15 protein-coding genes and 1 other RNA gene are annotated in these 22,629 nt (G+C 71.7%); 9 read left to right on the top strand and 7 right to left on the bottom strand.

Going from position 1 to position 22,629, the window contains the following annotated elements:
- Window positions 1–16 precede the first annotated feature (16 nt).
- From ACWIF2_RS14070 to ACWIF2_RS14050, 5 genes are all read right to left on the bottom strand, one after another.
- Window positions 17–2,263, bottom strand: coding sequence for a bifunctional glycosyltransferase/CDP-glycerol:glycerophosphate glycerophosphotransferase (locus ACWIF2_RS14070; protein WP_454360487.1), 2,247 nt, complete (start codon window positions 2,261–2,263; stop codon window positions 17–19).
- A 142-nt stretch (window positions 2,264–2,405) separates the two neighbouring features.
- Window positions 2,406–3,266 carry a carbohydrate ABC transporter permease gene (locus ACWIF2_RS14065; RefSeq protein WP_382500014.1) on the bottom strand — a complete coding sequence of 287 codons (861 nt, stop codon included), beginning with the start codon at window positions 3,264–3,266 and terminating at the stop codon, window positions 2,406–2,408.
- Window positions 3,263–4,609: a carbohydrate ABC transporter permease gene (locus ACWIF2_RS14060; protein WP_454360486.1), complete on the bottom strand. Its 1,347-nt coding sequence runs from the start codon at window positions 4,607–4,609 to the stop codon at window positions 3,263–3,265. Before ACWIF2_RS14060 ends, ACWIF2_RS14065 begins: the two co-directional genes overlap by 4 nt.
- Window positions 4,610–4,613: 4 nt before the next feature.
- Window positions 4,614–6,020 carry an ABC transporter substrate-binding protein gene (locus ACWIF2_RS14055; RefSeq protein ID WP_454360485.1) on the bottom strand — a complete coding sequence of 469 codons (1,407 nt, stop codon included), beginning with the start codon at window positions 6,018–6,020 and terminating at the stop codon, window positions 4,614–4,616.
- 198 nt (window positions 6,021–6,218) lie between these two features.
- Window positions 6,219–10,103, bottom strand: coding sequence for an FtsK/SpoIIIE domain-containing protein (locus ACWIF2_RS14050; RefSeq protein ID WP_454360484.1), 3,885 nt, complete (start codon window positions 10,101–10,103; stop codon window positions 6,219–6,221).
- Window positions 10,104–10,468: 365 nt separating this feature from the next.
- On the opposite strand from ACWIF2_RS14050, the gene ACWIF2_RS14045 reads away from it, so the two are divergent.
- The 4 genes from ACWIF2_RS14045 to ACWIF2_RS14030 all read left to right on the top strand — a co-directional run bounded on the left by ACWIF2_RS14045 (window position 10,469) and on the right by ACWIF2_RS14030 (window position 15,861).
- A complete protein-coding gene (locus tag ACWIF2_RS14045) occupies window positions 10,469–12,160 on the top strand; it encodes a protein kinase domain-containing protein (protein WP_454360483.1) in 1,692 nt (563 codons plus the stop codon).
- 122 nt (window positions 12,161–12,282) lie between these two features.
- Window positions 12,283–13,527: a serine/threonine-protein kinase gene (locus tag ACWIF2_RS14040; protein ID WP_454360482.1), complete on the top strand. Its 1,245-nt coding sequence runs from the start codon at window positions 12,283–12,285 to the stop codon at window positions 13,525–13,527.
- Between the two features lie 318 nt (window positions 13,528–13,845).
- On the top strand, window positions 13,846–14,952 hold the full coding sequence (prfB, locus tag ACWIF2_RS14035) for a peptide chain release factor 2 (protein ID WP_454360481.1): 1,107 nt from the start codon (window positions 13,846–13,848) through the stop codon (window positions 14,950–14,952).
- A 288-nt stretch (window positions 14,953–15,240) separates the two neighbouring features.
- Entirely contained in the window at window positions 15,241–15,861 is a 621-nt protein-coding gene (locus tag ACWIF2_RS14030; protein WP_454360480.1) for a hypothetical protein, read from the top strand.
- 108 nt (window positions 15,862–15,969) lie between these two features.
- Here the strand turns inward: ACWIF2_RS14030 and ACWIF2_RS14025 are convergent, their stop codons facing one another.
- Window positions 15,970–16,161: a hypothetical protein gene (locus ACWIF2_RS14025; protein WP_261683029.1), complete on the bottom strand. Its 192-nt coding sequence runs from the start codon at window positions 16,159–16,161 to the stop codon at window positions 15,970–15,972.
- Window positions 16,162–16,381: 220 nt separating this feature from the next.
- Between ACWIF2_RS14025 and ftsE the strand changes: the two genes are divergently transcribed.
- From ftsE to ssrA, 5 genes are all read left to right on the top strand, one after another.
- Window positions 16,382–17,071 (top strand): cell division ATP-binding protein FtsE, encoded by a 690-nt coding sequence (ftsE, locus tag ACWIF2_RS14020; RefSeq protein WP_184593314.1) that lies wholly within the window; start codon window positions 16,382–16,384, stop codon window positions 17,069–17,071.
- A 39-nt stretch (window positions 17,072–17,110) separates the two neighbouring features.
- Window positions 17,111–18,028 (top strand): permease-like cell division protein FtsX, encoded by a 918-nt coding sequence (gene ftsX, locus ACWIF2_RS14015; protein WP_454360479.1) that lies wholly within the window; start codon window positions 17,111–17,113, stop codon window positions 18,026–18,028.
- 68 nt (window positions 18,029–18,096) lie between these two features.
- The gene (locus ACWIF2_RS14010) at window positions 18,097–19,266 is read left to right on the top strand and encodes a S41 family peptidase (RefSeq protein WP_454360478.1); all 1,170 of its coding nucleotides are present in this window, start codon (window positions 18,097–18,099) and stop codon (window positions 19,264–19,266) included.
- A gap of 46 nt (window positions 19,267–19,312) precedes the next feature.
- Window positions 19,313–19,792: an SsrA-binding protein SmpB gene (gene smpB, locus ACWIF2_RS14005; RefSeq protein ID WP_454360477.1), complete on the top strand. Its 480-nt coding sequence runs from the start codon at window positions 19,313–19,315 to the stop codon at window positions 19,790–19,792.
- 120 nt (window positions 19,793–19,912) lie between these two features.
- Window positions 19,913–20,316, top strand: a transfer-messenger RNA (tmRNA) gene (ssrA, locus tag ACWIF2_RS14000).
- 48 nt (window positions 20,317–20,364) lie between these two features.
- On the opposite strand, the gene yicI is transcribed toward ssrA, so the two are convergent.
- Window positions 20,365–22,581 (bottom strand): alpha-xylosidase, encoded by a 2,217-nt coding sequence (gene yicI / locus ACWIF2_RS13995; RefSeq protein WP_454360476.1) that lies wholly within the window; start codon window positions 22,579–22,581, stop codon window positions 20,365–20,367.
- Window positions 22,582–22,629: the final 48 nt, after the last annotated feature.

Genomic DNA, 22,629 nt, shown 5'->3' with positions numbered 1-22,629 from the left:
AGGGCTTGGAGGCTTCTCAGGACAAGGGACCGGCCGGGCGCGGCACCGTGGCGAGCGGCTCACGCGCCAGCGAGGCCGCCGCCGACGGCGCCGGGCGGCGCTCGCCGAGCGGGACGACCGGCGGCAGCTCCGACTCCCCGAGAACGACACGGCGGACGACCCGCTCGGCGGCCCGTCCGTCGTCATAGGCGCAGAACCGCTCGCGGAACGCCGCGCGCAGCTGGGTCGAGCGGGAGCCCCGCCAGTGGCCGGTGGCGAAGATGTCGATCAGCTCGTCCTCGCCCCGCGCGAGGGCGCCCGGCGGGGAGGCCCGCAGATCGAAGTAGGTGCCGCGCGCCGCCTCGTACGCCTCCCAGTCGTCGGCGTGGATCACGATCGGCCGGTCCAGGTTGGCGTAGTCGAACATCAGCGACGAGTAGTCCGTGACCAGGGCGTCCGAGGCCAGGCAGAGCGACTCCACGCTCGGGTGGTCGCTGACGTCGACGACCCGGCCGCGGGTGGTGGCCAGCGGGGCGCCGTAGGCGTGGTGGGCGCGGGCCAGGACGATGAAGCGCGGGCCGAGGCGGCGCACGATCCGCTGGAGGTCGAGGGTGCGGTGCTGGGAGCGGCGGTAGTCGCGGTGGGTCGGCGCGTACAGGATCGCCACCGTGCCCTCCGGGATGCCCAGCGAGGCGCGCAGCCGGGCCACGTCCGCCGTGGTCGCCGTCCGGAACACGTCGTTGCGCGGGTAGCCGTACTCCAGCGTGGTGTAGCGGCCGGGGTGGACGCGCTCCTGGGTCAGGGTGGTGTGGCGGTTGGCGGACAGCACGTAGTCCCACTGGTCGACGCCCTTGAGCAGCCGGGCGAAGTCCCTGCCGCGCGCCGCCGCCGGGCGTTCCTGGAGGTCCAGGCCGATGTGCCCCAGCGGGGTGCCCTGCCCGGTCTGGATCAGGACCTGGCCCCGGCGCTTCACCAGGCGGTGGTCGAAGTCCGTGTTGCTGACCAGGTACCGGGAGCGGGCGAGCGCCGTCCAGTAGGCGGCGGAGCCGGGGACGAGGCAGCGCGGGCCCGGCGGGCTCGCGTGGTGGTGCTCGGGACGGGCGATCCAGGCCGTGCGCACATGCGGCGCGAGGTCGCGGACCGCGGACTCCAGCGCGCCCGGGTTGCAGCCGTGGCCGCGGCCGTCGTAGGCGGCGAAGACGGCACGGTCGGAGCGCACGGGGAGGCAGCGCTGGACGCCGTAGTGGACCTTGAGTACGGCGGTCCGCAGGCCGTGCAGCAGCTTTGTGGTGGTCCGGGCGGTGGCGCGGTGCAGGGCCGCCGTCAGCTGGAGCGTGCGGTAGGTGCGGTGCAGGCCGAAGCGGATCAGGGTGTGGTGCACCCGGGCGCGCAGCGGGACGGGCGGGCCCGGGACGCGATAGCGGCGGTAGTGGGCGCGGGCCCGGCGCAGGAAGTCCGCCCGCGAGCCGCGCGGCAGCCGGTCCCGCCGGGAGTACACGATCGCCAGGTGGTGGACCATGCGGCGGAACAGCGCCGGCCGCCACCGGTCCAGCTCCGGGCGCTCATCGAGGTACGCGAACATCCGGTCGTACTGGTCGAAGACGTCGAAGTGACGCTCGCTGGTGGTGCGCAGGATGCTGCCCAGCCGCCGCTGCCGGTAGTGCACACAGACGCGGTCGAGGGTCGCGATCGACTCGGCCGTCATCAGCACCGGGTACGTCCACGGCGTGTCCTCGTAGTAGCCGGGCGGGAAGGCGAACCCCTTCTCCTCGACGAACTCCCGCCGGTAGGCCTTGTTCCAGGCGACCATCAGCAGCTTCAGCAGGCCCGGCCGGTCCTCCAGGCGGAACGGGGCCGGGCCCGCCTCGGAGAGCTGCAGGGCCGCCTGGTTGCGGACCGCCTCGCCCGTCCAGTAGGTGCGCGCGTAGTCGAAGACCAGGACGTCCGGCTCGCCGGTCTCCTTCAGCCGGTCGGCGATGGAGCGCAGCGCGTGGGGCGTGAGGGTGTCGTCGCTGTCGAGGAACAGCAGATAGTCGCCGCTCGCGTGGGCCACGCCGGCGTTGCGGGCGGGACCCAGGCCGACGTTCTCGGGCAGATGGACGGGCAGCACACGCGCGTCGCGGGCGGCGAACTCGTCGATGATCGCGCCGCACGCGTCCGGCGAGCAGTCGTCGACGACGATCAGTTCCAGATCGGGACAGGACTGGGAGAGCACCGACTCCAGACATTCGTGCAGGTACGCCTGAACCTGGTACGCGGGGACAATGACACTGAACCTGGGCAAGAGGCCATCCATCGGTCGGCGCGGGCGTTCGGCCCGGGAACGGCCGGGAGGGCCACTTGGTTACGGCGGCTACGTCATCCGGGGGAATGCCGAAGGGGCGGCCCGCCACCGGCCCGCCCCCTCAACTCCCTTATTGTTACGGCTACTTGACCGCTCCGGCCATCACGCCGGACACGAACTGCCGCTGGAACGCGAAGAAGACGGCCAGCGGGATCACCATCGAGATGAACGCGCCGGGTGCCAGCACGTCGATGTTGTTGCCGAACTGCCGTACCTGGGTCTGGAGCGCGACCGTGATCGGCTGGCTCCCGGAGTCCGAGAAGATCAGCGCGACCAGCAGGTCGTTCCACACCCAGAGGAACTGGAAGATGCCGAGGGCGGCGATCGCCGGGCCGCCCAGCGGCATCACGACACGGAAGAACAGGCGCAGTTCACCCGCTCCGTCCAGGCGCGCGGCCTCCAGCAGTTCTCTCGGGATCTCGGCGAAGAAGTTCCGCAGCAGGAACACCGCGAACGGCAGGCCGAAGCCGACGTGGAAGAGCACCACGCCGAGCACCGTGCCGAAGATGCCGATGTTGCCGAAGAGTTCGGCGATCGGGATCAGCGCGACCTGCACCGGTACGACCAACAGGCCGACCACCCCGAGGAACCACCAGTCCCGGCCCGGGAACTCCATCCAGGCGAAGGCGTAGCCCGCCAGCGAGCCGATGATCACGACCAGCAGGGTCGCCGGGACGGTGATCCACACCGTGTTCAGCAGGGAACTGGTGATGTCGTCGTTCTCCAGCAACTTCGCGTAGCTGTCGAAGGTGATCTGCGACGGCTCCGTGAACACCTTCCACCAGCCGCTCGCCGCGATGTTCTCCGGCGAGCGGAGGCTGGACAGCAGCAGACCGATCGTCGGCACCAGCCAGAACAGGCCGACCACGATGAGGAACACCCGCAGCAGCCCACCGCTGACGCCCTCGGCGAGCCGGGACCCCAGCGACTGTTTCGCCTTCATCGCCGCACCTCCCGCCTGAGCCTGCGTACGTTGAACCACATCACCGGGATCACCAGCAGCAGCAGGAACACCGAGATGGCGCTGGCGATGCCCGGCTGGTCCTCGGAGAAGCCCTTGCGGTACAGCTCCAGGGCCAGGACGTTCGCGTCGTCCTGGGAGGAGCCGGGGGCGATGATGAAGACCAGGTCGAAGACCTTCAGCACGTTGATCATCAGGGTGACCATGACGACCGCGAGGACCGGCGCCAGCAGCGGCACCGTGACCCGTCTGAACACCTGCCACTCGGACGCGCCGTCGACCCGGGCGGCCTCCAGCAACTCCCGGGGCACGCTCGCCAGCCCGGCCGCGATCAGCACCATCGCGAATCCCGCCCACATCCAGATGTACGAGCCGATGATGGACGGGGTGACCAGGGACGGGCCGAGCCAGTCCAAACCGTTGTAGGGCTCCGCGAAGTTGCTTGCGGGGAGCCGGATTTGGGCCCCGTCGGCCGAGGCGGGCAGGGTGAAGGTGCCGTCGTCGGCCGCCGTCGCCGACGCCACCACCCTGCCGTCCTTCACCGCCTCGACCTTCATGCCGGCGTAGCCCAGTTCGGCCGGGTCGATCCCGTTGAGCTTGCCGACGCCCTTGCCGCGCGTGAAGTCCTGCCAGGTCGTACCGGTGACCTTGTCCGGCTCGGGCTTCGGCGCCACCGCGGTCTTCGCGTCGTCCGGCATCAGATCGGGCGCCACACCCACCAGGGGCAGCGAGACGGTCTCGCCCGCGCGCACGGGCGACTTGGTGATGAACGCGCCGCCGCCGGCCGGTTCCAGCGGCGATTCCCGGCCCGGATGGGCCTTCGGGAACGCCGACGACGGGGCGAACGTGTCGTGCACGCCCACCCACACCGCGTTCGCCACGCCCTTGTCCGGATCCTGGTCGTACACCAGGCGGAAGATGATGCCCGCCGCCAGCATCGAGATCGCCATCGGCATGAAGACGACCAGCTTGAACGCCGTACCCCAACGCACCCGTTCGGTCAGCACCGCGAAGATCAGGCCGAGCGCCGTCGCGACCGTCGGCGCGAACACCACCCAGATGATGTTGTTCTTCAGCGCGGTGCGGATGCCCTCGTCGGTGAAGAGGGACTTGTAGTTGTCTATTCCGGCGAAGCCTTCACCGGACTGGTCGTAGAAGCTGCGTACGACCGAGTACCCGATCGGGTACACCACGAGCGCGCCGAGCAGGACGAGCGCGGGCAGCAGGAACAGCGCCGCGACGGTCCTGCGGGTGCCGGTCACACTCTTGCGCGTCTTGGGGGCGGCAGGGGGCCCGCTGCCCCCTGCCGCCGTGGCAGACGTCATGGCATCAGTTCCCGTAGGCCGCGGCCGCTTCGGCCTCCAGCTTCGCCTGCGTACCCGCGATGTCCTTCGGGTTCTTCAGGAAGTCCTGGAGGATCTTCCACTCACCCTTGCCGGGCGTGCCGCCGAAGGCCTGTGGGGCCTGGTCGGACATGTCGAAGCGGAAGTCGTCACCGGCGTCGATGAGCGCCTTGGCGATCTTCTGCTGCACCGCGTTCGGATACGCGGAGTTCGGCACGTTCTTGTTCGGCGAGAGGTAGCCGCCCAGCTTGGCCTGGATCTCCGCCGCGTCGGGGGAGGCGAGCCAGGTGGCCAGGGCCTGGGAGCCCTTCGAGTCCTCCAGGATCACGGCCGCGTCACCGCCCGAGACCACCGGGCCGTTGTCACCTACCGCGGGGAACGGGAACACCTTCGCGTCCGTCCCGATCTTCATGCTCGACGGGATGTTGACCTGCGCGAAGTCACCCGCGGAGACCATGGCCGCCTTGGGCTGGTCCCCGCCGGTGAAGACCTGGTTGACGGAGGCCGGGAAGTCGGTCTGCAACGCCCCGTTCGCCCCGCCAGCGATCCAGTCGGGCTTGCCCCAGACCTGCGCGAGGGTGGTCAGCGCGTCCTTCACGGACGGGTCCGTCCACTTGATCTCGTGCTTGGCCAGCTGGTCGTACTTCTCCGGGCCCGCCTGGGAGAGGTAGACGTTCTCGAACCAGTCGGTCAGCGTCCAGCCCTCGGCGGCGCCGATGGAGAACGGGGTGACGCCGGAGTCGAAGACCGTCTGCGCGGTGTTGAGCAGATCCGGCCAGGTCTCGGGCTCACTGGCCCCCGCGTTCTCGAAGACCTGGTTGTTGTACCAGATCAGGGACTTGTTGGCGGCCTTGTAGTAGACGCCGTACTCCTTGCCTCCTACCTTGCCGATGTCCTGCCAGCCCTGCGAGTAGTTCTCGCCGAGCTCCTTGAGGGCTTCGGAGCCGAGAGGCTTGGCCCAGCCCTTGTCGACGGCCTGTTTGATGGCGCCCGGCTGCGGCAGCATCGCGATGTCCGGCGGCTGCCCGCCGGCCACCTTCGAGCCGATGAAGTTGATGATCGGGTCCTGCGCGGGCACGAACGTGACCGTGGCGCCCGTGCGCTTCTCGAATTCCTCCAGGACCTTCTTGAAGTTGGCCTGTTCGGTGCCGCTCCACACGGCGGCGACCTCGAGGCTCGTCCCGTCCAGCTTCGGAAGGGTGACGTTGTCGGCGGTCTGCTGGATGTCGCCCGTGCTTCCACCGCTGTCGTTGTCGCTGCTTCCGCAGGCGGTGAGCGAGAGCGCGAGCGCTCCCGCGGCGACGGCGGCCGCTGCCCTGGTGGCTCTGCGGCTCTGAGGGGTCGCCTTCTCGGGCGACCAGCGTGTCCGGATGGTGCTGCTCGTCATGCGCATGACTGCCCCGTTCTTCGTTCCTCGTCGAACGTCGAGCGCGCTCCCGTGCGATCTGGTCTACGCCCGGGTGTGCGGGGCGGCAAGATGGCGTCGGCTGTCAAGCGGGGGATCGTGACCCCCTCGTGACCAGCGGCTGAACCTCTGATCATCGGATGGGGTCGGCATCCGGCCAGCACCACGCACGCGTGCTGGCGAGTGCTACAGAAGTGACGGCACCTCTGCCGCCGAGACCTCCCTCGCCGCCCTTTCCAGCGCGCTGGCCAACAGTGCCAGGTCGGTCGGGCCGTTTCCGAGTTCCCGCACCGGACGCCGGGCCGGAGGGTCACCCATGCGGTGCCATTCCAGCGGTACGACCGTGGGGCGCAGGGTCGCCGTCCGGGGGATCCGGCCGGTGACCCGCCCGCCCTGGAGCGGTGTGACCCGCCCGTCGGAGCACGTCAGGCTGCCCCGGCCGGGCGCGGGCTCGTCCGGGCCGGGGGCCGGGGCGTCGAGCGCGACGCGCAGGGTGGCCCGGCGGGCCGGCTCCGTCTCCGCCGTACGGGGGCACGGGCCGGAGGCCGTCACCAGGTGGACGCCCAGTCGCTCGCCCTCCCGGGCCACGGCCTCCAGCGCGCGCATCACCGAGCCGGCGGCGGGCCGCCCGGTCGAGCCGAGCGACGGGGAGACCAGGGCGTCCAGATCGTCGACGACCACGACGAGCCGGGGCAGCGGCGGCGCCGCCTCCGTCCGCCGCCGGGCCGCTCCGGGCCGCAGCCGCATGGTCGAACTGGACGGGGAGTCGAGATCCCCGGCACCGGCCCCGGCGGCCGGCTCGCCCGGGACTCCGCCGCGGGCCGTGGCCGTGCGCTGGGCGACCATACGGCCCGACAGCTCACGGCCGCTGTGCCACTCGGCGAAATCGGACCGGCCCAGCAGCTCGGCGCGCCGCTTCAGCTCGGCGCTCAGGGACTGCGCGAATTCCCGCATCCGGACCGGGTCGTGGGCCGAGAGATGCGTGGTCACATGCGGTACGTCCGTACACACCCGCAGCCCCTCCCCGTGCCCGGCGCCCGTGCCGGAGCCGCCCCGGCCGTCGACCAGCACGATGCCCAGCCGGTCCGGCCGCTCGGCGGCGGCCAGGGACGCGACGATCGCCCGCAGCAGCTCGGTGCGGCCACTGCCCGGCGGGCCCTCGATCAGCAGATGCGGTCCCTGGGCCGCGAGATCCACGCCGACCGGGCCGCGCGGCCCGGCGCCCAGCACCGCGCGCACCCGGCCGCCCAGCGCGTCCGCGTCGTCGGCCGCGTCCGCCCAGCGCGCCATCAGCGACGCCGGGGTGGCCCGGGCCAGGCCCAGCTCGTCCAGCAGCCGGGCCGCCTGGGGCAGCGGAGCGGAGACCCGCGGCTGCCGCTCGCTCGTCGCGGCGTCCGTCCGCAGGGGCGCCAGCGCCCGCGCGAACCGCTCCGCCCAGGCGGGAGAGACCGCGTCGACGGTGGCGACGGTGCCGTGACCGGCCGGCGCGGAGCCCGCCCCGGCCCTGGCCACGCGCATCAGCCGCAGCGCCGTCGCCACATCCCCGCTGAGCAGCGCGACCGCGCCGCACTGCCGGAACGTCGGAGACACCGCGCAGGCCGCCTCGTATGTCTCCGTCACCGGCGAGGCCGGGGAGGCGGCGGCCGTCTCGGCCAGACATACCACGTGTATTCCGGCCCGCGGGCCCTCCGCCGCCAGCCGCGCCACGGCCTCGCGCAGATCGGCCCCGCCGGGGTCGCCGTCCACGACGAGCACGGTGAACGGGCCGGGGAAGGGGGCGGCAGCGTCGGTACCGGGGGCGTCGTCCGGGGCCGGGTGGCCGGTGAGGGGCTCGGCGCTCCCGGCTCCCGCCTCCGCCAGCTGGTCCTCCAGACGGCGGAGGAGCTCGTCGGTGCGGGCCGCCGCCTGTTCCCGGTCGTGGGCGAGGAGCAGCCGGCAGTCCTGGCCGTGCCCGGGACGGACATGTGGCAGCCAGCCCAGCCAGGACCACTCGGCGGTGCGCTCCTCCAACGGGCGGGAGCGGTCCGCGGCGATCAGGACGATCTCCAGCATGTCGGGGGAGTGCAACGCGGTGAGCTGGGCCAGCAGGGCCCGGGCCAGTCCGCCGAGCCGCGCCCGAGGCCCGGCGAGCCCCAGGGCGCCGACCTCGCGCAGCCCGGCGGTCACCGGCACCGCGGGCAGCAGGCCCGAGCCGTCCGGCACCGCACGGTCGGCCGTGCCGAGGCGCACCGCGAGCGCCTCCGGGTGGCCCGGACCGCGCTCCCAGAGCCGGGGCCCCGGACCCAGTGCCGTCAGCAGCAGGGTGGCCGGATCCGGCCAGGTCTCCGGCACCGCCGACACGACGGCCGCCCGCTCCGCCGTCCCGCCGGCAGGCTCGTCCCCGTACGTCTCGCGCGGGTCCGGCCCCTGCTCGCCGCGCCCACCGGCCAGCCGCCGGGCCCACGCCCCGAGCCCGCCACGCCTGCGGGTCCCTTGCGGTATGTCGGTACCCCGGAGGGGAGTGCCCTTGCGGCCGCGCCCGGAGGGCTCGTCCGGGGAGCCGGCCGGGGTGCCCTGCCCCTGGCCGCCACCGGAATGAGCGTCCTGTCCCGGCCCGGCGGCAGCTGAAGCGGGCCCGGCATCGGCGGCAGCGGGCCCGCCGACGGCTCCGGCCCGAGAACCGGCGCCGTGGGCCCCGCCGGGGCCGTAAGACCCACCGGTGCCGTATGACTCACCGGCGCTGTGGGCCCCACCGGCGCTGTGGGCCTCAGCGGCGCCGTAGGTCCCACCGATGCCGTCAGCCCTACCGGTGCCGTAAGCCCCACCGGTGCCATGCGCCCCACCAGCGCCGTGGGCCCCACCAGTGCCATGCGCCCCACCGATGCCGTCACCCCCGCCACCGCCGAACGCCCCGCCCAACGCCCCCGCGCCAAAGCGACCCGCATGGGTGTCCCCGAAGCCGGGCCCCGCCTGCGAGGCATCGCGCGGCCGGGACGTCCGGGCCGGGCCGTCCGGGGCGGCCATGGGCGACGAGCCCTCACCGGCACCGCGCTGCCGGGGGGCACGAACCACCCCGTCCGGTGAGGCCGCTCGCGTCTCTTCCCCGGACGCAGCACGCGTGGAGTCCTCAGTAGAGACACCGGCAGCGTCTCCCCGGGCCCCCGAGACCCGCAGCCCCCGCGCACCCGGCACGGGACCGGACCTGCCCTGTCCGGGCCCCGAGTGCGCTCCACGCTCGGCCGCCGCCGCACCTCTGCTCTCGACCCGGGGTGCCCCGCCCTGCCCCGGCACCATGGCCGAGTCGGCGGAGCCCTGCCCGGCGGTGGCCGGCGTGCCCCAGGCCGCCGAGCCGTAGGCGTGCCGCGTGGGGCCGGAAGGGCCGGCCGGGGTGGGGTGCGCCGCGCGCGGGTGGGTCGTCGGGCCGTCTCCGGCGGGGCCCGGCACGCGCACGTGGCCCTCCCCGTCCGGCGTCGTGCCGACCCGGGCGCCCGGTCCTCCGGCGGGAGCAAGACGCAGCGCCGACTCGCCGATCCGCAGCAGCGCCCCGGGCGCGAACCGGACGGCTCGGCCGCCCACCGGCCTGCCGTCCAGCGACGTGCCGTTCGTGGAGTCCAGGTCGGCGACCGCGACACGGCCGTCGGCGCCCACGGTCACCGCGCAGTGCAGCCGGGAGACGTCCGGGTCGTCCAGGGGCACGTCGGCGTCGGCGGAGCGGCCGATGCGGATCTCGCCGCCGTGCAGCAGATGGACGCCGCCGGCGTCGGGGCCGGCGACGACCTGGAGCTGGGCCGGGGCGTCGTCCAGCTCGGGGTGCGGCTCCGGCTCGCCCGGTGCGCCCACGGACAGCACCGCGCCGTCGGTCAGCGGGGGCTCGCCGAGCGTGCAGCGCTGGGCGTCGAGCCGCTGCTCCCCGGCGTACAGCACCACCGTGCCCGAGCCGTCCCCGCCGGAGACCACCTGGGCGAGCGCCGAGGACACCGCCGCGAGCGCCGTACCGGCGGGCGCCGTGACCAGCACGTCGCTGCGTGGGGCGCGGCCCTGCGCCGGCGCCGACGGGCCCAGCGGATCTACGACGGTCAGCCGGATCTGCATCGCCGTCAGCGGTCCCTTCTGCCCGGGCGCGGAGTCCCCCACCCCGCCCCAGCACGTCGGCCAATACCTGCAGGCATCCTCGCACCTGCCACTGACACCGCGCCCCTCGCTCGGGAAAAGGTGATCTTGATTGGTCGGCTCTGCCCGCAAAAGTGCCTGAGAGATGACCCACAGGCGACGTCTTGAGATCGGTCACGTTCATTCCCGGCAACCACAAGACCGAGGTGAGCGTCTTTGCTTCGAACGGATGTGAGAACGGCTACGTAAGACCCACAGAAAGCCGACACGCCGGTCCCCGGCATCGCGGCACTACAGTGGGTCGGACACAGGCCAGCAGGCAAGGCAAGCAGCAGGGAGCGCATGACGTGCGGCCGGTAGGCAGCAAGTACCTGCTCGAGGAGCCGCTCGGACGCGGCGCCACGGGCACCGTCTGGCGAGCCCGCCAGCGCGAGACCGCGGGCGCCGAGGCGGCCGTGCCGGGGCAGCCCGGCGAGACCGTCGCCATCAAGGTCCTCAAGGAGGAGCTGGCCAACGACGCGGACGTCGTGATGCGGTTCCTCCGGGAGCGCTCCGTCCTGCTCCGGCTGACCCACCCGAACATCGTCCGGGTCCGTGACCTGGTGGTCGAGGGTGATCTGCTGGCCCTGGTCATGGACCTCGTCGAGGGCCCCGACCTGCACCACTACCTGCGCGACAACGGCCCCTTCAGCCCCGTCGCCGCGGCCCTGCTCACCGCCCAGATTGCCGACGCGCTCGCCGCCAGCCACGCCGACGGCGTCGTCCACCGCGACCTCAAGCCGGCGAACGTCCTGCTCCAGCAGTACGACGGCCGGATGCACCCGCTGCTGACCGACTTCGGCATCGCCCGCCTCGCCGACTCCCCGGGGCTGACCCGCACCCAGGAGTTCGTCGGCACCCCGGCGTATGTCGCGCCCGAGGGAGCCGAGGGCCGTCCGCAGACCTCCGCCGTCGACATCTACGGCGCCGGCATCCTGCTGTACGAGCTGGTCACCGGCCGTCCGCCGTTCGCCGGCGGCTCCGCCCTCGAGGTGCTGCACCAGCACCTGAGCGCCGAGCCGCGCCGTCCCTCCACCGTCCCGGACCCGCTGTGGACGGTCATCGAGCGCTGTCTGCGCAAGAACCCGGACGAGCGGCCCAGCGCCGAGAACCTCGCCCGCGGCCTGCGCGTCGTCGCCGAGGGCATCGGCGTGCACGCGAACTCCGCGCAGATCGCCGCCGCCGAGGGCGTCGGCATGCTCCTGGCGCCCGACCCGGCGCCCGCGCCCGTCCCGGACATGTCCGGCGGGGCCGACCCCACCCAGGTCCTCCCGCAGGGCGCGGGTTCGTACGACCCGAACGCGGCGACCAGCGTCATGCCGCACACCGGCGGCCCGGCCGGCGCCTCCGACCCCACCTCGGTCCTGCCCCACCGGGGCGCGGCCGACCCGACCGCCGTCATGCCGCCGGTCCCGCCGGGAGCGCCCGGCCACCCCGGCCAGCAGGGCCAGGGCGGCGGGCCCGAGGACCCGCACCCCTGGCAGAACCAGCTGCGGGCCGCCCGCGACCGCAACGAGCAGACGCAGGTCCAGAACTACCTCGACCCGGGCCAGGACCCACTGCGCCGCCGCCCCCAGCGCCAGGTCGCCCGGCCGCAGCAGCCCCCGCAGCGAGGCAGGCAGCCCCAGCCCGGACCCGGCTACGGCCATCCGCAGCAGCAGCCCCAGCAGTACGCCCCGCAGCATCAGCCCCAGCAGCCGCAGCGCTACGCCCCGCCCCCGCCGCCTCCTCAGCCGCAGCAGCCCCAGCAGCCGCAGCGCGAGCCCCGGCAGCCGCGGCAGCGCAGCGCCAACCCGATGCGGATCCCCGGGCTCGGCTGTCTGAAGGGCTGCCTCTTCACGATCGTCATCCTGTTCGTCGCCGGCTGGCTGATCTGGGAACTGAGCCCGCTCCAGGAGTGGATCGGCACCGGCAAGGGCTACTGGGACCAGCTCACCGACTGGTTCAGCACGGTGACCGGCTGGATCGAGAAGCTCGGCGGCTCTTCGGGCACGAACTGACCCGAACCGCCATGCGGGGTTGGTGATTTGTCGACACCTGGCGGGTGATTTCCGCCCGGGCGGTGAAGGTTGGCTCCTCCTGCGCGTAGTTTTAGCGACAACACGCGTCGGTAGGAGCAGCCTTGGCACGGAAGATCGGCAGCCGGTACACCGCCCACCAGATCCTGGGGCGGGGCAGCGCCGGCACGGTGTGGCTGGGCGAGGGCCCCGAGGGCCCGGTCGCCATCAAGCTGCTGCGCGAGGACCTCGCGTCCGACCAGGAACTCGTCGGACGCTTCGTGCAGGAGCGGACGGCGCTGCTCGGCCTGGAGCACCCGCACGTCGTGTCCGTGCGCGACCTGGTGGTGGACGGCAACGACCTGGCGCTGGTCATGGACCTCGTCCGCGGTACGGACCTCAGGACCCGGCTGGAGCGGGAACGCCGGCTGCCGCCCGAGGCGGCCGTGGCGATCGCGGCCGACATCGCCGACGGCCTGGCGGCCGCGCACGCCGCGGGCGTCGTGCACCGGGACGTGAAGCCGGAGAACGTGCTCCTGGACATGCAGGGCCCGCTCGGCCCCGGCGGCTCCCACCGCGCGCTGCTCACCGACTTCGGCGTGGCCAAGCTCATCGACACCCCGCGCCGGACCAAGGCCACGAAGATCATCGGCACGCCGGACTACCTCGCCCCCGAGATCGTCGAGGGCCTGCCCCCGCGCGCGTCCGTCGACATCTACGCGCTCGCCACGGTGCTGTACGAGCTGCTCGCGGGGTTCACCCCGTTCGGCGGCGGCCATCCGGGCGCGGTGCTGCGCCGGCACGTCACGGAGACGGTCGTCCCGCTGCCCGGCATCCCCGACGAGCTGTGGCAACTGCTCGTGCAGTGCCTGGCCAAGGCGCCGGCCTCGCGGCTGCGGGCCTCGGAGCTCGGGGCGCGGCTGCGGGAGCTGCTGCCGATGCTGGCGGGCATGCCGCCGCTGGAGGTGGACGAGCCGGACACGGAGTCCGAGGAGGCCGACCGGGAGGAGCAGCCGGCCGGACCGGCGCCGGCCGCGGAGCGGATCCGCAGACGCGGCGCCGTCCCCTTGGTGCCGGGCGCGAAGCCGGCCGACTCCAACCGGGACACCCACACCTCGATGCGCGTCCCCGCCCCCGACGAACTGGCCGGCGGCGCCCACGGCACCGCCCGCGCCCCGCGCACGACGGGCACACCGCGGCCCGGCTCGGCCCGCAACCGCGCCGCCGCCCGGCGCCGCCGTCTGGCGCTCGGAGCGGGCGCGGTCGCCCTCGTGGCCGCGATCGGCGTCGGCGTGTGGCTGTCCACGTCGGACGACGACGCGAGCACCCCTCCCCAGGACACGAGGAACTCGGCCCCGCAGTCGCCCTGACCCGGTCCGGGCAACGGCACGGGCCGATGGCGGTGGTCGCGTCCGGGTCACCGATGTCCCGGCACCTCCGGACACCGGGCTCGGCTCCGCCGCTCCCGGACCGTGCCCGGGGAACAGCGCGAGCCGATGGCATCGGCGGTCGCGTCCGGCCCTGGCCGCCGATGCCGGGTGGCCGATGACGCCGTGCCGCCGTACACCGGGCACTCGGCATGCGCCTTCCCTCTTGACCTCCGGCGGCGCCGGAGGGCCCGGCCCCCTTCGGACGTCGTCTCCGCCCGCCCGGCGATGGCCGCCGGGCGGAGCCGTTACGCTGGAGGCGTGGCAGTCGTCGATGTATCCGAAGAGCTCAAGTCCCTCTCCTCGACCATGGAGTCGATCGAGGCCGTTCTGGACCTCGACAAGATGAGGGCAGACATCGCCGTGCTCGAGGAGCAGGCGGCCGCGCCGTCCCTGTGGGACAACCCCGATGAGGCGCAGAAGATCACCAGTAAGCTGTCCCACCTCCAGGCCGAGGTGCGCAAGGCCGAGGCCCTGCGCGGTCGCCTCGACGACCTGGGCGTTCTCTTCGAGATGGCCGAGGAGGAGGACGACCCGGACACCCGCGCCGAGGCCGAGTCCGAGCTCGCCTCGGTGAAGAAGGCGCTGGACGAGATGGAGGTCCGCACCCTCCTCTCCGGCGAGTACGACTCCCGTGAGGCCCTGGTGAACATCCGCGCCGAGGCCGGCGGCGTCGACGCCGCCGACTTCGCCGAGAAGCTCCAGCGCATGTACCTGCGCTGGGCCGAGCAGCGCGGCTACAAGACCGAGATCTACGAGACGTCGTACGCGGAGGAGGCCGGCATCAAGTCGACCACCTTCGCCGTCCAGGCGCCCTACGCGTACGGCACGCTCTCCGTCGAGCAGGGCACGCACCGGCTCGTGCGCATCTCGCCCTTCGACAACCAGGGGCGCCGCCAGACCTCCTTCGCGGGCGTCGAGGTCCTGCCCGTGGTCGAACAGACCGACCACATCGAGATCGACGAGTCCGAACTGCGGGTCGACGTGTACCGCTCGTCCGGCCCCGGCGGCCAGGGCGTCAACACCACCGACTCCGCGGTGCGCCTCACCCACATCCCCACCGGCATCGTCGTCTCCTGCCAGAACGAGCGGTCGCAGATCCAGAACAAGGCGACGGCCATGAACGTGCTCCAGGCCAAGCTGCTGGAGCGGCGCCGCCAGGAGGAACAGGCCAAGATGGACGCCCTCAAGGGCGACGGTGGCAACTCCTGGGGCAACCAGATGCGTTCGTACGTGCTGCACCCGTACCAGATGGTCAAGGACCTGCGCACCGAGTTCGAGGTCGGTAACCCCGAGGCCGTTTTCAACGGTGAGGTCGACGGATTCCTCGAGGCCGGAATTCGCTGGCGCAAGCAGCAGGAGAAGTAAGTTTGTCGACAAGGCAACTGCCGCCCTGAGCGCGGCGGTTGCCTTTTCTGTGCCCGGATGTCTGGGTTTTACATCACACTCACAGAGTTCGACTCTCCGCATAGCTCCCAGAGTTGGACATGGCGCCCGCAAACGCCCTTGACGTGTTCTTGAAAAATGGGAAGGGTAAAGCGCGGCATGCGTGTCTCTGGGGCGCATGTGAACCGGGGGGCTTCTTCACCGCAGCCGCCCTGTCGATCGCAGCCCCGAGCCCTGCCTCACTGACGAGCTACTGGGGGTAGCAACCACATGACGAAGAAGACGCGGATCCGTGTCGCACGGATAGCGGCCGGCGCCGTGATCGCGGCCGGTGCCTCGCTGACCGCCGCCGGTGCCGCATCCGCCGCGGAGACCGAGGACTGCCTGCTCGGCATCCTGTGCGCCGACGAGTCGCCGTCCCCGACGCCGACCGACCCGCCGACCGAGCTCCCCACCGACCCGCCCACGGACCTCCCGACCGACCCGCCGTCGACCGAGGAGCCCACGGACGAGCCGACGGAGCCCACGGACGAGCCCACCGAGCCGACCGAGGACCCGACCGACGCGCCGACCGACCCGGGCAACGGGAACGGCAACGGTGGCGGCAACGGCAACGGTGGCAACAACGGCGGCGGCAACAACACCGACCCCGACGGCGGCACCTCCCCGCAGGAGGAGGGCTCCTCCTCCATCACGGACACCGGCTCGGACTCCACCCCGGCGGCCCCGCAGGGCCAGGCCCAGGCCCAGGGCAACGGCGCGGAGCTCGCCGAGACGGGTGCCGCGCAGACCACCTTCCTGGTGATCGGCGCCGCCACGATGATCGCCGGCGGTGTCGGCTTCCGCCTCCTGCCGCGCCTCGTGGGCGGCCGCGGCGGGGCTGCCGCCTGACGGTAGCCACGTCCGTACGGACCGTAGGCACAGCGCGAAGCCAAGGGCCCGGAGCGAAACGCTCCGGGCCCTCGGCCGTGTCTGTGGGGTGTCCGTGGTCCGCGGGTGCTACGCGGTCTGGTGCGCCAGCAGCGCCACCGCGGCGATCAGCACCGTCAGCAGTGCGATCAGCGTCATCGGGTTCAGATTCGCGAGGAAGTTCTCCTGCTGCAGCCGCTCGCGGTTCGCGCGGCACACGGGGCACCTGCCCTCGCTCACTGGGGCCGCGCAGTTCGCGCACACCAACCGGTCGTACGTCATGCGCTCGCCCTCCTTGCGCCGGTTCCTTGTCTGTAACGCTCGTGCGGGTGCGAACGTTCCCTCTCCACTGTGCCAGGTTCCTCCGGGGGGCGCGCGGCTCGCTCTCACAGGGACGTACAAAACGGCACATCCCTTGCGCAACCACTGTCGGTGACTGCGGTCGGCTCCCCGGTTCGCGTATGGTCACGCTCATCTACCCCCGGCGACCCGTGGTGCATCCGTGATCCGATTCGACAACGTCTCCAAGGTCTACCCCAAGCAGACCCGCCCCGCCCTCAGGGATGTCTCCCTGGAGGTCGAGAAGGGCGAGTTCGTCTTCCTCGTGGGGTCCTCCGGCTCCGGAAAGTCCACCTTCCTGCGGCTGATCCTCCGCGAGGAGCGGTGCAGTCACGGGCAGGTGCACGTCCTGGGCAAGGACCTCGCACGCCTCTCCAACTGGAAGGTGCCGCAGATGCGGCGCCAGCTGGGGACGGTCTTCCAGGACTTCCGCCTGCTGCCGAACAAGACGGTCGGCGAGAACGTCGCCTTCGCGCAGGAGGTCATCGGCAAGTCGCGCGGCGAGATCCGCAAGTCCGTCCCGCAGGTGCTCGACCTCGTCGGCCTCGGCGGCAAGGACGACCGGATGCCCGGCGAGCTGTCCGGTGGTGAGCAGCAGCGCGTCGCCATCGCGCGGGCCTTCGTCAACCGGCCCAAGCTGCTCATCGCCGACGAGCCCACCGGCAACCTCGACCCGCAGACCTCCGTCGGCATCATGAAGCTGCTCGACCGCATCAACCGGACGGGCACGACCGTGGTGATGGCCACGCACGACCAGAACATCGTCGACCAGATGCGCAAGCGCGTCATCGAACTGGAGAAGGGCCGCCTCGTCCGCGACCAGGCCCGCGGTGTCTACGGCTACCAGCACTGAGACCGCACCCGAGATCACGGAAAGGCATAACCAGTCGCCATGCGCGCCCAGTTCGTCCTGTCGGAGATCGGCGTCGGTCTCCGCCGCAACCTGACGATGACCTTCGCCGTCATCGTCTCCGTCGCCCTGTCGCTCGCCCTGTTCGGCGGGTCGCTCCTGATGAGCGACCAGGTCAACACCATGAAGGGCTACTGGTACGACAAGGTCAACGTCTCGGTCTTCCTCTGCAACAAGAGCGACGCCGAGTCCGACCCCAACTGCGCCAAGGGCGCGGTGACCGACGACCAGAAGAAGCAGATCCAGACCGACCTCGGCAAGATAGGTGTGGTCGAGAAGGTCACGTACGAGTCCCAGGACCAGGCGTACAAGCACTACAAGGAGCAGTTCGGCGACTCCCCGCTGGCCAGCTCCCTCACGCCTGACCAGATGCAGGAGTCGTACCGCATCAAGCTGAAGGACCCGCAGAAGTACCAGGTCATCGCGACCGCCTTCGACGGGCGGGACGGCGTGCAGTCCGTTCAGGACCAAAAGGGCATTCTGGACAATCTGTTCGGACTGCTCAACGGCATGAACTGGGCGGCGCGGGCGGTGATGGCGCTGATGCTCGTCGTCGCGCTGATGCTGATCGTCAACACCGTGCGCGTCTCGGCGTTCAGCCGGCGGCGCGAGACCGGCATCATGCGCCTGGTCGGCGCCTCGGGCTTCTACATCCAGGCGCCGTTCATCATGGAGGCCGCGGTCGCCGGACTCATCGGCGGCACGGTCGCCTGCGGCTTCCTGGTGGTCGCCAGATACTTCATCATCGACCACGGTCTGGCGCTGTCCGAGAAGCTGAATCTGATCAACTTCATCGGCTGGGACGCGGTCCTGACCAAGTTGCCGCTCATCCTCGCCACGAGCCTCCTGATGCCGGCGTTGGCCGCGTTCTTCGCGCTGCGCAAGTACTTGAAGGTGTGACACATGCCAAGAGGGGCCGTGCGGTCAACCCGCCGTACGGCCCTTCCCCTTGTCCTAGACTCACCGGCATGTCAGGTCGTGACCCGTTCTGTCAGCCCCGCCGCATCCGCCGCGGGGCCGCCCTGACCTTGCTCTTCACGAGCGTGCTCGTCGCCGGAGCGGCCACCGGGTCCCTCCCGCAGGCCGACCGCAAGTCCGCTCCCGACGAGGCCCGTTCGGCCACCCCGGCCGGGCACCACGCCGATGTCGCCAGGGCCGCCGAGGAGGCCATGGCCGACGGAAAGTCCCCGATGGAGGCCGCGAAGCGCGCGGTCAGCCGCAGCGGGGACCGCTGGGGCGCCGTCTACTCCCAGGGCGAGTACGAGGAGTTCGAGGAGTCCCTCGACGGCCAGTACACCGGCGTCGGCCTGTGGGCCCGCAGCGAACGGGACGGCCGTATCGAGGTGACGAAGGTGCGCTCCGGCTCGCCCGCGGCCGCCTCCGGGATCCGCCCCGGGGACGTGCTGCGCAGCGTCGACGGCGAGCGGACCGACGGGCGGCCCGTCACCGAGGTCGTCTCCTTACTGCGCGGGGACGCCACCGAAGCCACCGCCGGCACCACCGTCCGGCTCGGCCTGGAGCGCGGCACGCGCGCGTGGAGCGAGACCCTGCGCCGGGCCCGGCTGTCCACGGACTCGGTCAGCGTCCGGGAGGTCGCCGGTTCGGTCACCGTCATTCGGGTCGACACCTTCACCAAGGGCTCCGGCGAACAGATCCGCGAGGCCGTCCGGCAGGCCCCGCGCGGCGCCGGCATCGTCCTCGACCTGCGCGCCAACTCCGGCGGCCTGGTCACCGAGGCCGTCACCGCCGCCTCCGCCTTCCTCGACGGCGGCCTGGTCGCCACGTACGACGTCGACGGCGAGCAGCGCGCCCTGCACGCCGAGCCCGGCGGCGACACGACGAGACCCCTGGTCGCGCTCGTCGACGGCGGGACGATGAGCGCGGCCGAGCTTCTCACCGGTGCTGTTCAGGACCGCGGACGGGCCCTCGTCGTGGGCTCCCGCACCTTCGGCAAGGGCTCGGTCCAGATGCCGAGCAGGCTGCCCGACGGCTCCGTGGCGGAGCTGACCGTCGGGCACTACCGCACCCCCTCGGGCCGGGGAGTCGACGGCCGGGGCATCACGCCCGACCTGGAAACCGACGACGGGGCCCTCCAGCGGGCCGAGACTCTGCTGCGCGGCCTCGCCGGCCCGTCGTAATCGACTTTCCCGCGGCCCCCTCCGTAGTGCGAAAATGGACGGCACTATGGCTAAGGAAAAAGGGCGCAAGATGATCGCGCAGAACAAGAAGGCGCGGCACGACTACCTCATCATCGACACCTACGAGGCCGGTCTGGTCCTCTCCGGTACCGAGGTGAAGTCGCTGCGCCAGGGACGAGCGTCGCTGGCCGACGGCTTCGTGCAGATCGACGGGCACGAGGCGTGGCTGCACAACGTGCATGTGCCGGAGTACAGCCAGGGCACCTGGACCAACCACAGCGCCCGGCGCAAGCGGAAGCTGCTGCTGCACCGCCTCGAGATCGACAAGCTGGAGTCCAAGTCCCAGGAGACGGGGCACACCATCGTGCCCCTCGCCCTGTACTTCAAGGACGGCCGCGCCAAGGTCGAGATCGCGCTGGCGAAGGGCAAGAAGGAGTACGACAAGCGCCAGACCCTCCGCGAGAAGCAGGACCGGCGCGAGACGGAGCGGGCGGTCTCCGCGGTGCGCCGGAGGCAGGGGGCGTAGGTCCCCGCACGTCACCGGGGGTCTCCGGCGGGTGGGGGAATACGCTGGCACCGACCCGCGTTGGTCACGTACGATGGCACCTGCACCCCACGCAGGGCGCACGGTTTGAAAAATCAACATGGGGATGATCGGTTTCGACAGCGGCTGTCGAAGCAGGGGAAGCGTGTCGAGGAAGCGGCCATGATCTCGTAAACCACAGGCCGAAAAAAATAATCGCCAATTCCAAGCGATCTGTCTCCCAGGGCGAGCTCGCCCTCGCTGCCTGATTTTCAGGTAGCGAGCAGCGGCTCCCCTACTTAAGGGAGTGTCAGCCCGGGGGTGTTCCCGACCCGGATCCTGGCATCATCTAGGGGACTAAACCTTGATCCCGGTCACGGGGTGAAGAGGGAAACCAAACAGTGACTGGGCCCGTCGGAGACTTGTCGGCGTGATCTCCGGGGCCGAGAAAAGCACAGCCGACTGCACACGGAGAAGCCCTCCTTCCGCACCGTTGGACGCGGGTTCGATTCCCGCCATCTCCACTCATCCCATGTGGGCACAGGCCCCGCCGCTTTCGAGCGGCGGGGCCTGTGTCATGGCCGGACGTCGTGGCCGCCGGCGTCCGCGAGAGTCCATGCCGTCGCCGGGTCGCTGCACGACGCCCGCAGGGCGTCCCCTTCGCGTACGACCGTGAAGGTCACCTCCCCGACCGGCACCGTCACCCGGTCGCCGTCCCGGAGGCCGTACGCCCGCAGGGTCACACCGGCGGCATGGTCGTAGTCCGGGCGGTCGTCCACCGCGCCCACCGGGATCACGGCCCCGGGCCGGACCAGCAGCGGCACGCTCAGAAACCCGTGGCGTTCGCGCACCCAGCGCGGGCCGGTCACCGTCTCCCCGCTCAGGAAGTGGGTCCAGGTGCCCTCGGGGACGTAGTAGGTGACATCCCCCTCGTCGCTGAACACCGGCGCGACCAGCAGGTCCGGGCCGAGCATGTACTGCCGTTCCAGGTGCGCGCACCCCGGGTCGTCCGGGAACTCCAGCACCATCGCCCGCATCACCGGCACGCCCTCGGTGTGGGCGGTCCTGGCCGCCTCGTACAGATAGGGCATGAGCCGCAGCTTCAGCCGGGTGAAGTGGCGCGCGACGTCCACCGACTCCTCGTCGAACAGCCAGGGCACGCGGTACGACGAGCTGCCGTGCAGCCGGCTGTGCGAGGAGAGCAGGCCGAAGGCCAGCCACCGCTTGAACAGGGCCGGTGACGGCGTGCCCTCGAAGCCGCCGATGTCATGGCTCCAGAAGCCGAAGCCCGACAGGCCGAGGGACAGGCCGCCGCGCAGGGACTCGGCCATCGACTCGTATGTCGCCTCGCAGTCGCCGCCCCAGTGCACCGGGAACTGCTGGCTGCCCGTGGTCGCCGAGCGGGCGAAGAGGACGGCCTCGTCCTCGCCTCGGTGCTTGCGCAGCACCTCGAAGACCGTGCGGTTGTACAGGTACGTGTAGTAGTTGTGCATGCGCTCCGGGTCGGAGCCGTCGGACCAGGTCACATCGAGCGGCACGCGTTCGCCGAAGTCGGTCTTGAAGCAGTCGACGCCCTGCGCGAGCAGCGCCTCCAGCTTGGCGGCGTACCAGTCGCGGGCGGCCGCGCTGGTGAAGTCGACCAGGGCCATGCCGGGCTGCCACATGTCCCACTGCCAGACGCTGCCGTCCGGGCGCCTCAGCAGATGCCCGAGTTCCCTGCCCTCGGCGAACAGCGGGGAGCGCTGGGCGATGTACGGGTTGATCCAGACACTGACACGCAGGTCCCGGCTCTTGAGCCGGGCCAGCATGCCCTCCGGGTCCGGGAAGACCCGCGGATCCCACTGGAAGTCGCACCAGTGGAACTCGCGCATCCAGAAGCAGTCGAAGTGGAAGACGGAGAGGGGCAGCTCGCGCTCCCGCATGCCCTCGATGAAGGACGTCACCGTCTCCTCGTCGTACGAGGTGGTGAAGGACGTCGAAAGCCACAGACCGAACGACCAGGCGGGCGGCAGGGCCGGGCGGCCGGTCAGGGCCGTGTACTTGCGCAGGATGTCCTTCGGGGTCGGGCCGTAGATGACGTAGTACGTCAGCTCCTGTGTCTCCGCGCTGAACTGCACCCGGGACACGACTTCCGAGGCGACCTCGAAGGACACCTGGCCCGGGTGGTCGACGAAGACGCCGTAGCCCGCGTCCGTGAGGTAGAAGGGCACGTTCTTGTAGGCCTGTTCGCTGCATGTGCCGCCGTCGGCCTGCCAGATGTCGACGACCTGCCCGTTCTTCACCAGCGGGCCGAAGCGCTCACCGAGGCCGTAGACGGCGGTGCCCACCTGGAGCACCAGCTGTTCGCGCAGATGGTGGGCGCCGGTCGCGTCCCGCATGATGCCCATGCTCTTGTGGCCGCTGCCGGTGAGCGTGCGGCCGCGGGCGGCGAACTCGACGTGCCAGGGGCCGCCGCGGGCCACCCGCACCGACAGCTCGCCCGAGGTCAGGGTCGTGTGCTCGTCGTCGTGCGAGATCCGCGCGCCCGGCCGGGAGCCGGTGAGCTCGAACTCCGGGCCGCGGGGCTGTCCGCCCGTGAAGTGCGTCAGCGTGAGGCCGATGACGTCGGGCATGGGGGTGTGGGCGCGCAGCGTCAGGACGGGGCCCGTCATCAGGTCGCCGCGGGAGCGGATGGGCCGGGTCGGCGCGTGGAACTCCAGTGCGTCGTCCGACTCGGTGACGTCGAGGACCTCGGCGGGATGGGCCGCGGTGACGCCCTCGCGCAGCAGCCAGTAGCCGTCGGTGAACTTCATGTGGGGGTCCCTAACTTCCCGGCGCATGGTGTCGAAGCGCTTCGACAG

The organism is Streptomyces sp. NPDC055506 (assembly GCF_053643595.1).
This window is presented reverse-complemented; position numbering and strand designations above follow the sequence as displayed.